This window comes from Kitasatospora sp. NPDC096147, from assembly GCF_044763225.1.
GTDB lineage: Bacteria > Actinomycetota > Actinomycetes > Streptomycetales > Streptomycetaceae > Kitasatospora.
Map to the genome: position 1 here is coordinate 1 of NZ_JBIWFX010000011.1, position 13058 is coordinate 13058.

The window sequence follows — 13058 nt, forward strand, 5'->3', positions numbered from 1 at the left end:
TTCTTCGACGACCCGAAGATCATCGCGGACGCCTCCCGCAACCTCGGCGAGGCCATGGTCGGCATCAACTGCGACACCCTGCCCGAGACCGAGCGCTACGCCAACCGCGGCTGGTGACCACACGCGGACGGGCGTGGTGCGGGGTCCTCCCCCGCACCACGCCCGTCCGCGTGTCCGACGGACGCACCGTCAGGAGCCGTACCGCCGGAAGTCGTACCGTCAGAAGTCGTAGCGGGGCGCGCTCGCGCTCAGCACCGCCGGCTTCGCCGCGACCGTCCAGTGCGCGGAGAGCTCCCGGGTCAGCGTCTCCAGCAGCCGCTCGACGTCGGCCGGGGCCGACTCGTGCAGCGCCTCGGTGACGATCAGCGCCGAGCGGGTGCCGGGCTGGATCGAGGAGAGGCCGCTCTGCCGGTTGGTCCAGCGGCGGGCGTGCGCCTGGTCGGCGCCGTCCACGAAGACCACCTCGCCCTCGGGCGCGGTCTCGGTCTCGCCGGAGAAGGTCAGGTAGGACTCGGTGCCCTTGGCGTACCCCACCTCCAGGTGGTCGGTCACCTTGGCGAGGTCGAAGACCGCGATCGGGACGGCGTACGCCAGCGAGACCGCGTTGCACAGGTCGATCAGCGGGTGGATCTCCGGCAGCGACCGCTCCTTGCGGTACCGGCGCAGCAGCGACTCGGAGGCGCAGCGGTACTGGGTCGGCTTGAGCCCCATGGTCGAGAAGGCCCGCCGCCACGCCTGGATCTCCGGCATCTCGCCCTCGGTCGCCGCGGCCAGCCGGGCGTCGGCGCTCTCGTACAGGGCGGCGACCTGGTCGCGGACCGGAGTCTCGGAGGAGACGTCGGACACCAGGAGCACACCGGGCACCAGGGCCGGGAAGTCGCGCCAGATGTCGGACGAGTGCTGGAAGTACACGGAACCGCCTAGCTACTAGTGGTCGGATCGTTGGTGACGGAAGGTCAGACCTCGAAGGCCAGCACCGCGGCGAGGGCGGCGAAGGAGCCGGCGAAGGTGCGCCGCATCCCGGTGACCACGGAGGGCCGGGCCACCACCTTGTCGCGGAAGGCCGCCGCGAAGCGGCCGTAGAGCGCGAAGACCAAGAAGGTCATCAGCATGAAGACGATGCTGAGTTGGGTCATCGGGAGCCAGGCGTCCGAGCGGTCGGTGTGCACGAACTGCGGCAGGAATGCGAAGAAGAAGATGGTGAGCTTCGGGTTGAGCAGGTTGATGGTGATGCCCGTCATGATCACCTTGAGCGCGGGGACCTCCGGCGCGTTCTCGTCCACCGTGAGGGTGCCCCGGTCGCGGAGCGTCCCCCAGGCCATGTAGAGCAGGTAGGCCACCCCGGCGTACTTGAGGGTCTGGAACGCGACCGCGCTCGCGTTCAGCACGGCGGCCAGACCGGTGATGGCCGCGGCCATGTGCGGGACGATGCCGAGCGTGCATCCGAATGCCGCCACCAGACTGGCCCGGGTGCCACGCGAGAGCCCCGCCGCGACGGTGTAGAGGGCGCCCGTGCCGGGCGTGGCGACAATCGCGAGCGACGTCAGAAGGAAGCTGATGTTCAAGGCAGTCCTCCAGGACTTCCGAACAAGGATCAAATCGCTTGGCGTATGCACGACGATACAGCCAGGACCGGTGCGCCCCGGACCTCGAACAGAAGTGAGAGATGATATTCCGGAAGTATCGGAATCGAGATGCGCGGAATCCCGCCGCATTCGCTGTTCGACTACCGCCGCCCGTTCGGATGACTAGGGTGACGGATATGTTCGTCAAAGTGTGCGGGGTACGAAACGCGGCCGATGTGACCGCCGCCGTGGACGCCGGGGCGGACGCCGTCGGCTTCATGCTGACCGAGAGCGTGCGCCGACTCGACCCCGCCACCGCCCGCGGACTGGCGGGCGACCTGCCGCCCGGAGTGCTGTCGGTCGGCGTGGTCAGCGGCATCCCCGCCGCCGAGGCCGGCCGCCTGGCCCTGGCCGCCGGCCTGAACGCCCTTCAACTGCACGGCCGTTACGCCCGGGAGGACTTCGCGGCACTGGCCGCCCTCCCCCTGGTACTGCTGCGCGCCACCCACCTCGGCCCGGTCGGCGAGGAGCAGCCCGACCTCACCACCGGCGCCTACGGCGAGGCGATGCTGCTGCTCGACTCCCCCCGGTACGGCCACGGGGAGCGCTGGGACCTCGGCCGGCTCGCGGACGCCCGCCCGACCGGGCACTGGCTGCTGGCCGGCGGTCTGACCCCCGGCAACGTCGCGGAGGCGATCGGCGCGGTCCGTCCCTGGGGCGTCGACGTGTCGAGCGGGGTCGAGGCCGAGCGCGGCGTCAAGGACCCCGCGCTGATCCGCGACTTCGTCGCGGCGGCCAAGGGAGCCTGAGCAGGCGCCCGGCCCGCACGGCCGCACTCCCGCGGCTCCTCACGGCCCGTAGACCGACTCCAGCAGGCCGTGCACGAAGGCGTCGAGGTCGTCCAGGCCCGCGCTGCGGACCGCCGACGGGCTGCCGCCGAGGAGTTGGGGGATGGCGGCGTGCAGGGCCAGGGTGACGGTGGCGGCCCGACGGGGGGTGACGGGGAGGCCGGCCGCGCGCTGGGCGTGCTCGAATCCGGTGAAGTCGGCGGCGACCACCGGGGCCAGGATGTCGGCGAGCCAGGGGCGGCGGGCGGCCTCGGCCTGGAGTTCCAGGTAGGCGAGCATCCGGGGGGCGCCGGGGCCGGCCACGTTGCGGAGCAGGCCGGTGAGGAGCGCGGCCAGGCTCGCCCGGTCGACCGGGCGGGCGCCGGAGACCATCAGCTCGGCGGTGGTGCGTTCGTACTGCTCGACGATCCGCTCGGCGACGGCGCGGAGCAGGGCGTCCCGGCTCGGGTGGTAGTTCTTCGCGGTGCCGAGCGGCAGCCCGGCGGCGGCGTCCACGGCGCGGTGGGTCAGCCCGCGCCCGCCGGCCTCGGCCAGCACCCGGATCGCGGCGTCCCCCAGGACCTCGCGTCGGCTCCCACTCACCGTCAGTTCTCCTTGCTGGTACGCGCATTGCCCAATCTACCCCAGGCGTGGTACCACAGGTGTGGTAGGCCAGGGACGGGACGACGCCGGGGGGCGTGATGACGGGTACGGCCATCGTGGTGGGGGCGGGAGTCGGCGGGCTGGCGACCGCGATCGGGCTGCGCCGGGCGGGCTGGCTGGTGACGGTGCTGGAGCGCCGCACCGAGGTGGAGCGCTACGGCACCGCCTTCGCGCTGACGCCCGCCGCGCAGGACGCGCTGGAGGAGCTCGGGGTCGGCGCGGCGGTGCGCCGCCGGGCGGTGCCCTACCGCGACGCCCGGATCCGCCGGCCGGACGGCCGGGTGCTGGCGCGGCTGCCGCTGGACCGGGTGGAGAAGAAGGCCGGCAAGCCCGAACTGCTGCTCTCCCGCCCGTACTTGATCGACGCGCTGCTGGCCGGGCTGGAGTCCTTCGGGGACGTCCCGGTGAAGCTGGGCGAGCCGGTCGCCGGGGTGGCCGACGTGCGGGCCGGGCACGACCTGCTGGTCGGGGCCGACGGCATCCGGAGCGTGGTGCGGCAGGACTGCTTCGGCGGTGCCGCCGGGCCCGTGCCGATCGGCTCGGTGGCCTGGATCGGCATCGCCGACTTCGAGAGCGGGCTGCACGGCGAGACCTGGGGCCGGGGCCGCTTCTTCGGTCTGACCCCGGTCGAGCCGGGCCGGACCAACTGGTACGCGGCGGTCCCGGATGGCACCACCGCCGCCGACCTGCCGGGGCTGTTCGAGGGCTGGCACGACCCGATCCCCCGCATCCTCGGCACCACCGACCCGGCCTGCTGGCTCCGCTACGAGATGCGGCACCTGTACCCGGCCCTGCCGAGCTTCGTGCACGACGGCCGGACGGCCCTGGTCGGCGACGCGGCGCACGCCATGACACCCAATCTGGGCCAGGGCGCCTGCACCGCGATCCTGGACGCCGGGGCGCTCACCCGGGCGGTGGTCCGGCACGGGCGCACCGGCCTGGCGGCCGCGCTGCGCGACTACGACCGGGAGCGCCGGCGCACGGCCCAGCGGACCGCCTTCGCCTCGCGCACCCTGCACCGCTTCGTCTCCACCGAGCGCACCGGGCTCCGGGACGGGCTGGCCCGGCTGCTGCCGGGCTGAGCCGCCGTCAGTCCCGGGCGGTCTTGGCCGGCGCGGCGGCCGGCGCGGCGGCGGGCGCGGCGGCCGGCTCGGGCTCCTCGACGAAGTTCACCCGCCCGAACTGCTTGTTCATCGACTTGACCAGGAACCAGGTGGCCACGCCGAGGGCGGCGAAGACCACGAAGCCGAGCAGACCGGGGGTCACCTTGGCCTTGTCGAAGGCGAGGGCCGTGGTGGCGAGGTCGGTGGCGAGGTGCATCGGGGTGCTCATGTCTCCAATGGTGGCCCGGCCCTACACGGGCCGGACCACCGGGGTGGAAGGTGTCGTGCCGTCAGGCCGAGGCGGCGGCGGTGCCGGCCGGCGTGCGCAGGCCGGCGAACAGGTCGTCCTCCGGCAGGTCGGTGTCGACCAGCGAGCGGGCCAGCTCGTAGTCCTCGGTCGGCCAGACGGCCTTCTGGACGTCCAGCGGGACGCGGAACCACGGGCCGTCCGGGTCGATCTGGGTGGCGTGCGCGATCAGCGCGCGGTCCCGGGTCTCGAACCAGTCGTCGCAGCGCACCCGGGTGGTGATCTCCCGGTCCTTGCGACCGCTCTTCTCCCAGCCGTCGATCCACTCGCCGTACGGCGACTCGATGCCGTGCTCGGTCAGGTAGGCGTGCATGGTCTTGATCCGGTTCATGGTGAAGCCGTTGTAGTACAGCTTCGAGGGCTGCCACGGCTCGCCCAGGCCCGGGTACGCCTCCGGGTCACCGGCCGCGTCCCAGGCCGCCATGGTGATCTTGTGGGTCATGATGTGGTCCGGGTGCGGGTAGCCGCCGTTCTCGTCGTACGTGGTGATCACGTGCGGGCGGAACTCGCGGATCAGCTTCACCAGCGGCGCGGCGGCCTCGGCCACGTCCTGGAGTCCGAAGCAGCCCTCCGGCAGGGGCGGCAGCGGGTCGCCCTCGGGGAGGCCGGAGTCGACGAAGCCGAGCCACGCCTGCCTCACCCCGAGGATCTCCCGGGCCGCGTCCATCTCCTTGCTGCGGACCTCGTGGATGTTCTCCTCGATCCACGGGTCGCCCTGGAGCTTGGGGTTGAGGATCGAGCCGCGCTCGCCCCCGGTACAGGTGGCGACCAGGACGTCCACCCCCTGCGACACGTACATCGCCATGGTGGCCGCGCCCTTGCTGGACTCGTCGTCCGGGTGCGCGTGCACCGCCATCAGTCGCAACTGCTCAGTCAACGCCTGGTTCCTTCCGGGAATCATCCGGTTCATCGGGCCGCTCCCCCCGCCGCCTCCGGCGCGGACGTACCACTCCTATAGTGACTGAACGAAGGGCCCGTCCATTCCCTCCGCAGACCGGCGGCCCCTCCCCGAAAGGACCGAGCCGCCATGGACTCCGGACGTACGACCACCGCCCCCGCCGCCCCGGCCGCCCCGCAGGGCCGCTACGGCCGCTCCTCCGACCAGGAGGCCGACCGCCGGCTGCGCACCGCCGGCCTGGTCTGCGGCGTGCTCGGGCTGGCCTTGGTCGGCTGGCTGGGCTACTCGTACGTGTCCAAGGGGTCCGAGATGAACGGGCTGCTGCCCGGCTTCCAGGTGGTCTCGGAGAGCGAGGTGAAGGTGCAGCTCTCCGTGCACAAGAGCGAGGGGAAGGCGGGGGTCTGCACCGTCCGGGCGCAGGCCGAGGACGGCGGGGTGGTCGGGCTGCACGACTTCCAGGTGCCGGCCGCGGGCTCGACCTGGGACGAGGTGGTCACCCTGCGCACCACCGCCCGGGCCACCGCCGCCGAGCTGCTGGGCTGCACCCCGGCGAAGTGAGGCCGGAGTCCGCCGGGGCGGCACGTCCCCCGAAGTAACGCCTCCCCTTCGGGGACGGAAGTTGTTAGGCTCGTGGTTTCGCCCCTTCCGCACCTTGTGCCCGGAAGCCGGGCGTTGCTTTGTAGTACGACACCGTTCGGCTGCTGACCCACCCTCAGCGCGACCCTGCACCTACGAGGAGCACCCGTGACCCAGACCAGCGAGAACGTGACCTGGCTCACTCAGGCCGGCTACGACAAGCTCAAGGCTGAGCTGGAGTACATGACCACCACCTGGCGTTCCGAGATCACCCAGAAGATCGAGGCGGCGCGCGAGGAGGGTGACCTCAAGGAGAACGCCGGCTACCACGCCGCCCGCGACGACCAGGGCAAGGGCGAGCTGCGCATCCGTCAGCTCACCCAGCTGCTGGAGCGGGCCCAGGTCGGCGAGGCCCCGGCGGGCACCGACGCGGTCGCCCCCGGCACCGTGGTGACCGTGGCCTTCGACGGCGACGAGGACGACACCATGAAGTTCCTGATCGGCTCCCGCGAGATGGCGGGCACCACCGACATCGACGTCTACTCGCCGCAGTCCCCGCTGGGCGTGGCGATCGACGGCAAGAAGATCGGCGACGAGGCGCACTACGAGCTGCCGAACGGCAAGCGCGCCATGGTCAAGATCGTCGCGGTCGAGGCGCACACCGGCTGACGCCCCCTCGACACGCCGGAGCGGCCGCCCCCACGCCGGGGACGGCCGCTCCTGTCGTACCGTCACTCACCCCACGGCGGAGCGGTACTTGCGCACCGAGAGCCAGCCGAACAGCGCCAGGATCACCAGCGACCACAGCACCGAGACCAGCACCGCGTTCTCCATCGGCCAGCCGCCCTGCACCGGCCCGAGCTGGTTGCCGAACAGGTCGCGGCAGGCCTGCACGGTGGCACTGAACGGGTTCCAGTACGCGATCCCCTGCAGCCAGCCCGGCATCGAGCTGATCGGCACGAAGGCGTTGGAGACGAAGGTCAGCGGGAACAGCCAGATCAGACCGGCCGAGGTGGCCGCCTCCGGACTGCGCACCGAGAGGCCGATCAGCGCGCCGATCCAGGAGAAGGCGTACCCGAGCAGGAGCAGCAGCGCGAAGGCGCCGAGCGCCTTGGGGAAGCCCTCGTGGAACCGCCAGCCGACGATGGCCGCCACGATCGCCAGCACCAGCAGGGTGAAGGCGGTCTGCACCAGGTCGGCCAGGGTGCGGCCGACCAGCACGGCGGAGCGGGCCATCGGCAGCGAGCGGAAGCGGTCGACCAGGCCCTTGGTCATGTCCTCCGCGATGCCGGCCGAGGCGCCGGCCACCGCGAAGGTGACGGTCTGGGCGAAGATGCCCGCCATCAGGAACTGCGTGTAGGTGTCGGTGCTCGCCTCGGCACCGGGGATCTGGATCGCGCCGCCCATCACGTAGGTGAAGAGCAGCACGAACATCACCGGCTGCATCAGGCCGAAGACCACGATCTCCGGGATGCGGGTCATCCGGCGCAGGTTGCGCTTGGCGACCACCCAGGAGTCGTGCAGCATCGCCGCCAGACCGTGCTTGGGGTGGGCCACGGCGGTGCCGATGGCCTGTTGCGGGTTGGCCGTGGTCATCAGGCGTCCTTCCCGTGGCTCTTGCGCCCCTTGGCGGGCTTCTGCTCGCCCTCGCCCTCCTCGTCCTCCTCGACCGTGGCCCGGCCGGTGAGGGAGAGGAAGACGTCGTCCAGGGTCGGGCGGCGCAGGCCGATGTCGTCGATCTCGATCGAGCGGGCGTCCAGCTCGCGGATCACGTCGGCGAGCACCCGGGCACCGCCGCTGACCGGCACGGTGATCCTCCGGGTGTTCTTCTCCAGCGCCGGGTCTCCCTTGGCGTACGGGCCGAGCGCGGCCATCGCCTCGGTGACGTCGTCGCCCCGGTGCACCACCACCTCGATCCGCTCGCCGCCGATCTGGGCCTTGAGCTGGTCGGCGGTGCCGCGCGCGATCACCTTGCCGTGGTCCACCACCGCGATGTCGTGGGCGAGGCGGTCGGCCTCCTCCAGGTACTGGGTGGTGAGCAGCAGGGTGGTGCCCTGCTCGACCAGGGTCTCGATCACCTCCCAGAGCGCCAGCCGGTTCCTCGGGTCGAGGCCGGTGGTCGGCTCGTCCAGGAACATCACCGGCGGGCGGACCACCAGGGCGGCGGCCAGGTCGAGCCGTCGGCGCATGCCGCCGGAGTAGGTCTTGGCGGTGCGGTCGGCGGCCTCGGTGAGGTTGAACCAGTCCAGCAGCTCCTTGGCGCGGGCCTTGGAGTCGCGGTTGGTCATCTGGTACAGCTCGCCGACCATCTGGAGGTTCTCACGCCCCGTCAGGTACTCGTCGACGGCGGCGTACTGGCCGGACAGGCCGATCAGGCTGCGCACCTGGTTGGGGTGCTTGAGCACGTCCACCCCGGCGACCACGGCGTGGCCGGAGTCCGGGCGGAGCAGGGTGGTGAGGACCCGTACGGTGGTGGTCTTGCCGGCGCCGTTGGGGCCGAGCAGCCCGAGCACCGTGCCTTCGGGGACGTCCAGGCTGACGCCGTCGAGGGCGCGTACGTCACCGAAGGTCTTGACCAGGTTCTCGGCTTGGATGGCTGGCGCCATGAGCCTGCCTCATCTCCTCTTACGGAATGACTTGCACAGAGACTAGTAATTTGTCCGTTTTATCCCACTGCACTACCCGGGCGCACCGGGATTCATGCCGACGGACCCCGGTGGACGCGATATATCGCGTCGAGGCCGGGGGTGGTGGCACGCCGGAGGGGCGCGGACCACCGCGCTGACACCCTCTCAGCTCCCACCGACAACCGCCCGTGGTTTTCGGTCAGCGGCTCACCACGTAGCCGTCGTCCCGGAGTTCGCCGACCACCAGGGCGCAGTGCTCCGGTCCCTTGGTCTCCAGGTGCAGGTCCACCTCCACCTCGGTCAGCCCGAGCTGCGGGTCGATCCGCACGTGCGCCACGTCCAGCACGTTGGCGTCCACCCGGGTGAGCACCGCCAGCAGGTCGGCCAGCGCGCCCGGCTTGTCGGTCAGCCGGACCCGCAGCGAGAGGTAGCGCCCGGCGGCGGCCAGGCCGTGCCGCAGCACCCGCTGCATCAGCTGCGGGTCGATGTTGCCGCCGGAGAGCACCGCCACCACCGGGCCGCCCCGGTAGGCCTCCGGGTCCTCCAGCAGGGCCGCCAGCGGGCTGGCCCCGGCCGGCTCGACCACCATCTTCAACCGCTCCAGACCGACCAGCAGGGCCCGCGAGAGGCCCTCCTCGGAGACCGTCCGGACGCCGTCGGCCAGCGTGTTCACCACCTCGAAGGGGATGTCGCCGGGGCGGCCGACCATGATGCCGTCGGCCATGGTGGCGAAGCGCTCCAGCGAGACCGGGCGCCCGGCGGCCAGCGAGGGCGGGTAGGCGGCCGCCCCGGCGGCCTGCACCCCGACCACCCGGACGTCCGGGCGCAGCGGCTTGACCGCCGCCGCGATGCCCGCTAGCAGCCCGCCGCCGCCCACCCCGACCAGGATGGTGCGCACCTCCGGGCACTGCTCCAGGATCTCCAGGCCGAGGGTGGCCTGGCCGGTCACCACGTCCCAGTGGTCGAAGGGGTGGATGAAGACCGCGCCGGTGGCCTCCGAGTACTGCTGGGCGGCCCGCAGCGCCTCGTCCACGGTCGCCCCGTGCAGCTTCACCTCGGCGCCGTAGTCCCTGGTCGCGGCCACCTTGGGCAGCGGCGCGGCCCGCGGCATGAAGACCGTGGCGCGGACCCCGAGCAGCGAGGCGGCCAGGGCCACGCCCTGCGCGTGGTTGCCCGCGCTGGCGGCCACCACGCCGCCCGCCTTCTGCACCGGGGTCAGGCCGGCGATCCGCACGTAGGCGCCGCGCAGCTTGAAGGAGCCGGTGCGCTGGAGGTTCTCGCACTTGAGGTGGACCGGGGAGCCGACCAGGCCGGAGAGGTACCGGCTGGTCTCCATCGGGGTGACCCGGGCGACCCCGGCGAGCATCTTGTGCGCGCCGCGCACGTCGTCCAGGGTGACCGGCCAGTTCTGCATGGTTCCTCGGGTGCGGTGGTGCGGAAGGGAGTTGGAGCACGGATAGCCGAAGGGGCGCGCGCCATCAGGCGCGCGCCCCCGGAAGCGGAGGGATCAGCCCAGTGCCCGGGTCAGGTCCGCCAGCAGGTCGTCGATCGCCTCGATGCCGACCGACACCCGGACCAGGTCGGCCGGGACCTCCAGCGCGGAGCCCGCGACCGAGGCGTGGGTCATCAGGCCCGGGTGCTCGATCAGCGACTCCACGCCGCCCAGCGACTCGCCCAGGGTGAAGAGCTCCGCCCGGTTGCAGACCTCGACCGCCGCCTGCTGACCGCCCGCGACCCGGAACGACACCATGCCGCCGAAGGCCTTCATCTGCTTGGCCGCGATGTCGTGGCCCTGGTGCTCCGGCAGGCCCGGGTAGTAGACCTGGCTGACCTTCGGGTGCGAGAGCAGCAGCTCGGCCACCTTCTCGGCGTTGGAGCTGTGCCGGTCCATCCGGACCCCGAGGGTCTTGATGCCGCGCAGCACCAGCCAGGCGTCGAACGGGCCGGAGACCGCGCCCATCGCGTTCTGGTGGTACGCCAGCTCCTCGCCCAGGCCCGCGTCGGCCGCCACCAGGGCGCCGCCGACCACGTCCGAGTGGCCGCCCATGTACTTGGTGGTGGAGTGCACCACCACGTCGGCGCCGAAGGCGATCGGCTGCTGCAGGTACGAGCTGGCGAAGGTGTTGTCCACCACCAGCAGCGCACCCGCCGCGTGCGCGACGTCGGCCAGGCCGGCGATGTCGGAGATGCCCAGCAGCGGGTTGGACGGGGTCTCCACCCAGACCGCCCTGGTGCCCGGGCGGATCGCCTCCCGGACGGCGTCCAGGCTCTGGGTGTCGGCCACCGAGAACTCCACGCCCCAGCGGGTCAGCACCTTGGCGAACAGCCGGAAGGTGCCGCCGTAGGCGTCGTTCGGGATGACGATGTGGTCGCCCGGCTTCAGCACGGTGCGCAGCAGGGTGTCCTCGGCCGCCAGACCGGAGGCGAAGGCCAGACCGCGGGCGCCGCCCTCGATCGCGGCCAGGCACTCCTCCAGCGCGGTGCGGGTCGGGTTGGCGGAGCGGCTGTACTCGTAACCGCCGCGCAGGCCGCCCACCCCGTCCTGCTTGTAGGTGGACACCTGGTAGATCGGCGTGACGACGGCCCCGGTCTGGGGGTCTGCTTCCTGGCCCGCGTGGATGGCGAGGGTCTCGAAGCCCTGGGGAAGAGGGTGCTCGGTCATGCTCCGAGCCTAGTGCGCGAACGGGACCAATGCGGTCGTTGTGACCCTCCGCCGGACCGTCCGTCAACTCCCGCGCGCGGGGCGGCTACGATCTCCACGCTCCGTACACGTGTCCGACACGAGCGGAGCGACGGGCACCGGCAGCGAGCAGGGGGAGGACAGCGGATGGGCATGCCCCCGCGACCGACGGGACCGAGCACCACCGGACGGGCGGCGCTCGCGGTGGCCCTGCTGGTCGGCTTCTACCTGCTGGCCGCCGCCATGGTGCTCACCGTGGTCGGGCTGGACGTCGCCCTGGTGGTGGAGACCGGCCGGTTCAACCTCGGGATCGCCAAGCTGATCGTGCTCAGCCTGGCCGTGGTCTACCCGGTCGCCCGGGTGGTCTTCCTGACCCGCCGTCCCCGGTACGACGGCCCGGACAGCGGCCTCGCGGTCAGCCGGGCCGAGCAGCCCGAACTCTGGGCCCGGGTGGACCGGTTGGCCGGGCTGACCGGCGTCCGGGGCCCCGCCGAGCTGCGGATCACCCCCGGGGTGAACGCCTCCGTCCGGGAGGACACCAAGCTGCTCGGGCTGCTGCCCGGCCGCCGCCACCTGGAGATCGGCGCCCCGCTGCTGGCCGGCCTGACCGAGGACGAGCTGGACGCCGTGCTGGCCCACGAGTTCGGCCACTACAGCAACCGGGACGTGAAGCTCGCCGCGCTCACCATGGCCGGCCGCAGCGCGATCACCCACACCGTCGACAGCCTGAACCTGCGGGCCGAGCGGCGCCGGGAGAACAGGCAGGCCGAGTACGCGGCCGACGACGCGGTACGGATCGCCAAGGGCAAGAAGCCGCACGAGCTGACCGCCGGCGGCGGCGTGGACCGGGCGCTGGCCCGGGTCTTCGGGCTGTACGCCAAGCTCTACTTCCGGGTCTCCGAGGCGGTGAGCCGCCGTCAGGAGTACGCCGCCGACCGGACCGCCGCCGCCATCGCCGGCCGGGACGCCACCGCCGCCGCGCTGCGCCGCATCCCGCTGCTCGAAGCGGCCGAGGGCTTCTACCTCCGGCGCTACGCCACCATCGGCTGGGAGGCCGGCCTGCTGCCGCCGCCCGGCCAGGTCTACGGCGGCTTCACCGAGCTGCTGGCCGACCCGGACCGCCGGGCCGAGCTGGCCCGTCTGGGCCTCGAACTGCCGGAGCAGCACCAGGACCCGTACGACTCGCACCCGCCGATCGCCCTGCGGGTGGCCGCGGTCGAGGCCCTGCCGGAGGACGGCCGGGCGGCCGGCGGCGGCCGGGGGGCACTGGCCCTGCTCCGCGAGCCGGAGCTGCTGCTCGCGGCGCTGGAGACCGTCTCGTTGGTGCCCGAGGCCGCCGCCAAGCGCCGGGTCGAGTGGGACGAGCTGATCCAGGAGACCTCGCTGGCCCGGTGCCGGCAGGACTGCGCCGTCACCGCCGCCGCGCTCACCGCGATGGGGCTGCCCGGCACCCCCGAAGGTGCGCTGACCGCCCTGGAGACCGGCCGGGGCTGGGAGCTGGCCGGCCGGCTGCCCCGGGACGGCCGGACCACCGCGGCCACCGGTCTGGGCGCCCGCGAGCTGGCCCGTCCGGTGCTCCGGGCCCACCTGGCCGAGCTGACCGTGCTCGCCCTGGCCGAGGCCGGGCTGGCGCACTGGGAGCTGTCCTGGGCCGAGGGCTCCGTCCTGCGGCTGCCCGAGGGCTGGTCCGAGGAGTTCGGCCCGGCCCTGGACGCCGCCGTGGCGGACCTCCCCGACACCACACCGCTGCGCCGCCTGTCGGCGGCCCGCGCCCTCTGATCCTCCGTCAACTCCACGAACCACCGGAGTCCT

General features: G+C 72.6%; 14 protein-coding genes and 1 pseudogene. 6 read left to right on the forward strand and 9 right to left on the reverse strand.

Features of this window, described 5'->3' with window-relative positions; genetic code table 11:
• Nucleotides 1-117: pseudogene (locus ACIRBX_RS28240) on the forward strand (pyridoxal 5'-phosphate synthase lyase subunit PdxS); the annotation flags it as partial.
• A gap of 102 nt (nucleotides 118-219) precedes the next feature.
• Here ACIRBX_RS28240 and ACIRBX_RS28245 read toward each other — a convergent pair.
• Nucleotides 220-912, reverse strand: coding sequence for a B3/4 domain-containing protein (locus ACIRBX_RS28245; RefSeq protein WP_402300816.1), 693 nt, complete (start codon nucleotides 910-912; stop codon nucleotides 220-222).
• Between the two features lie 44 nt (nucleotides 913-956).
• A complete protein-coding gene (locus ACIRBX_RS28250; RefSeq protein ID WP_402300818.1) occupies nucleotides 957-1565 on the reverse strand; it encodes a LysE family translocator in 609 nt (202 codons plus the stop codon).
• A 197-nt stretch (nucleotides 1566-1762) separates the two neighbouring features.
• On the opposite strand from ACIRBX_RS28250, the gene ACIRBX_RS28255 reads away from it, so the two are divergent.
• The gene (locus ACIRBX_RS28255; RefSeq protein WP_402300821.1) at nucleotides 1763-2374 is read left to right on the forward strand and encodes a phosphoribosylanthranilate isomerase; all 612 of its coding nucleotides are present in this window, start codon (nucleotides 1763-1765) and stop codon (nucleotides 2372-2374) included.
• 39 nt (nucleotides 2375-2413) lie between these two features.
• On the opposite strand, the gene ACIRBX_RS28260 is transcribed toward ACIRBX_RS28255, so the two are convergent.
• Entirely contained in the window at nucleotides 2414-2995 is a 582-nt protein-coding gene (locus tag ACIRBX_RS28260; RefSeq protein ID WP_402300822.1) for a TetR/AcrR family transcriptional regulator, read from the reverse strand.
• Nucleotides 2996-3093: 98 nt separating this feature from the next.
• Between ACIRBX_RS28260 and ACIRBX_RS28265 the strand changes: the two genes are divergently transcribed.
• Nucleotides 3094-4137 carry an FAD-dependent oxidoreductase gene (locus ACIRBX_RS28265; protein WP_402300823.1) on the forward strand — a complete coding sequence of 348 codons (1044 nt, stop codon included), beginning with the start codon at nucleotides 3094-3096 and terminating at the stop codon, nucleotides 4135-4137.
• A 7-nt stretch (nucleotides 4138-4144) separates the two neighbouring features.
• On the opposite strand, the gene ACIRBX_RS28270 is transcribed toward ACIRBX_RS28265, so the two are convergent.
• Nucleotides 4145-4387 (reverse strand): hypothetical protein, encoded by a 243-nt coding sequence (locus tag ACIRBX_RS28270; RefSeq protein WP_402300825.1) that lies wholly within the window; start codon nucleotides 4385-4387, stop codon nucleotides 4145-4147.
• Between the two features lie 61 nt (nucleotides 4388-4448).
• Nucleotides 4449-5342 (reverse strand): mycothiol conjugate amidase Mca, encoded by an 894-nt coding sequence (gene mca / locus ACIRBX_RS28275; protein WP_402300827.1) that lies wholly within the window; start codon nucleotides 5340-5342, stop codon nucleotides 4449-4451.
• Between the two features lie 150 nt (nucleotides 5343-5492).
• On the opposite strand from mca, the gene ACIRBX_RS28280 reads away from it, so the two are divergent.
• Both ACIRBX_RS28280 and greA read left to right on the forward strand, forming a co-directional pair.
• On the forward strand, nucleotides 5493-5921 hold the full coding sequence (locus ACIRBX_RS28280) for a DUF4307 domain-containing protein (RefSeq protein ID WP_402300829.1): 429 nt from the start codon (nucleotides 5493-5495) through the stop codon (nucleotides 5919-5921).
• A gap of 186 nt (nucleotides 5922-6107) precedes the next feature.
• Nucleotides 6108-6608 carry a transcription elongation factor GreA gene (greA, locus tag ACIRBX_RS28285; RefSeq protein ID WP_402300831.1) on the forward strand — a complete coding sequence of 167 codons (501 nt, stop codon included), beginning with the start codon at nucleotides 6108-6110 and terminating at the stop codon, nucleotides 6606-6608.
• A gap of 66 nt (nucleotides 6609-6674) precedes the next feature.
• Here greA and ACIRBX_RS28290 read toward each other — a convergent pair whose 3' ends face one another.
• From ACIRBX_RS28290 to ACIRBX_RS28305, 4 genes are all read right to left on the reverse strand, one after another.
• Entirely contained in the window at nucleotides 6675-7535 is an 861-nt protein-coding gene (locus ACIRBX_RS28290; RefSeq protein WP_402300833.1) for an ABC transporter permease, read from the reverse strand.
• Nucleotides 7535-8545, reverse strand: a complete 1011-nt coding sequence (locus ACIRBX_RS28295; RefSeq protein WP_402300834.1) for an ATP-binding cassette domain-containing protein — start codon at nucleotides 8543-8545, stop codon at nucleotides 7535-7537. The genes ACIRBX_RS28290 and ACIRBX_RS28295 overlap by 1 nt, the downstream gene beginning before the upstream one ends.
• Nucleotides 8546-8765: 220 nt before the next feature.
• Nucleotides 8766-9980 (reverse strand): threonine ammonia-lyase, encoded by a 1215-nt coding sequence (gene ilvA / locus ACIRBX_RS28300; protein WP_402300836.1) that lies wholly within the window; start codon nucleotides 9978-9980, stop codon nucleotides 8766-8768.
• Between the two features lie 93 nt (nucleotides 9981-10073).
• Entirely contained in the window at nucleotides 10074-11228 is a 1155-nt protein-coding gene (locus tag ACIRBX_RS28305) for a cystathionine gamma-synthase (protein WP_402300838.1), read from the reverse strand.
• Nucleotides 11229-11399: 171 nt separating this feature from the next.
• Between ACIRBX_RS28305 and ACIRBX_RS28310 the strand changes: the two genes are divergently transcribed.
• Nucleotides 11400-13025 (forward strand): M48 family metalloprotease, encoded by a 1626-nt coding sequence (locus tag ACIRBX_RS28310; RefSeq protein WP_402300840.1) that lies wholly within the window; start codon nucleotides 11400-11402, stop codon nucleotides 13023-13025.
• The last annotated feature ends 33 nt before the right edge of the window (nucleotides 13026-13058 follow it).

Coding starts and splice junctions, on each gene's coding strand:
- ACIRBX_RS28255 (WP_402300821.1), top strand. CDS start 1,763: ATGTTCGTCAAAGTGTGCGGGGTACGAAACGCGGCCGATGTGACCGCC.
- ACIRBX_RS28265 (WP_402300823.1), top strand. CDS start 3,094: ATGACGGGTACGGCCATCGTGGTGGGGGCGGGAGTCGGCGGGCTGGCG.
- ACIRBX_RS28270 (WP_402300825.1), bottom strand. CDS start 4,387: ATGAGCACCCCGATGCACCTCGCCACCGACCTCGCCACCACGGCCCTC.
- ACIRBX_RS28280 (WP_402300829.1), top strand. CDS start 5,493: ATGGACTCCGGACGTACGACCACCGCCCCCGCCGCCCCGGCCGCCCCG.
- ACIRBX_RS28290 (WP_402300833.1), bottom strand. CDS start 7,535: ATGACCACGGCCAACCCGCAACAGGCCATCGGCACCGCCGTGGCCCAC.
- ACIRBX_RS28295 (WP_402300834.1), bottom strand. CDS start 8,545: ATGGCGCCAGCCATCCAAGCCGAGAACCTGGTCAAGACCTTCGGTGAC.
- ilvA (WP_402300836.1), bottom strand. CDS start 9,980: ATGCAGAACTGGCCGGTCACCCTGGACGACGTGCGCGGCGCGCACAAG.
- ACIRBX_RS28305 (WP_402300838.1), bottom strand. CDS start 11,228: ATGACCGAGCACCCTCTTCCCCAGGGCTTCGAGACCCTCGCCATCCAC.
- ACIRBX_RS28310 (WP_402300840.1), top strand. CDS start 11,400: ATGCCCCCGCGACCGACGGGACCGAGCACCACCGGACGGGCGGCGCTC.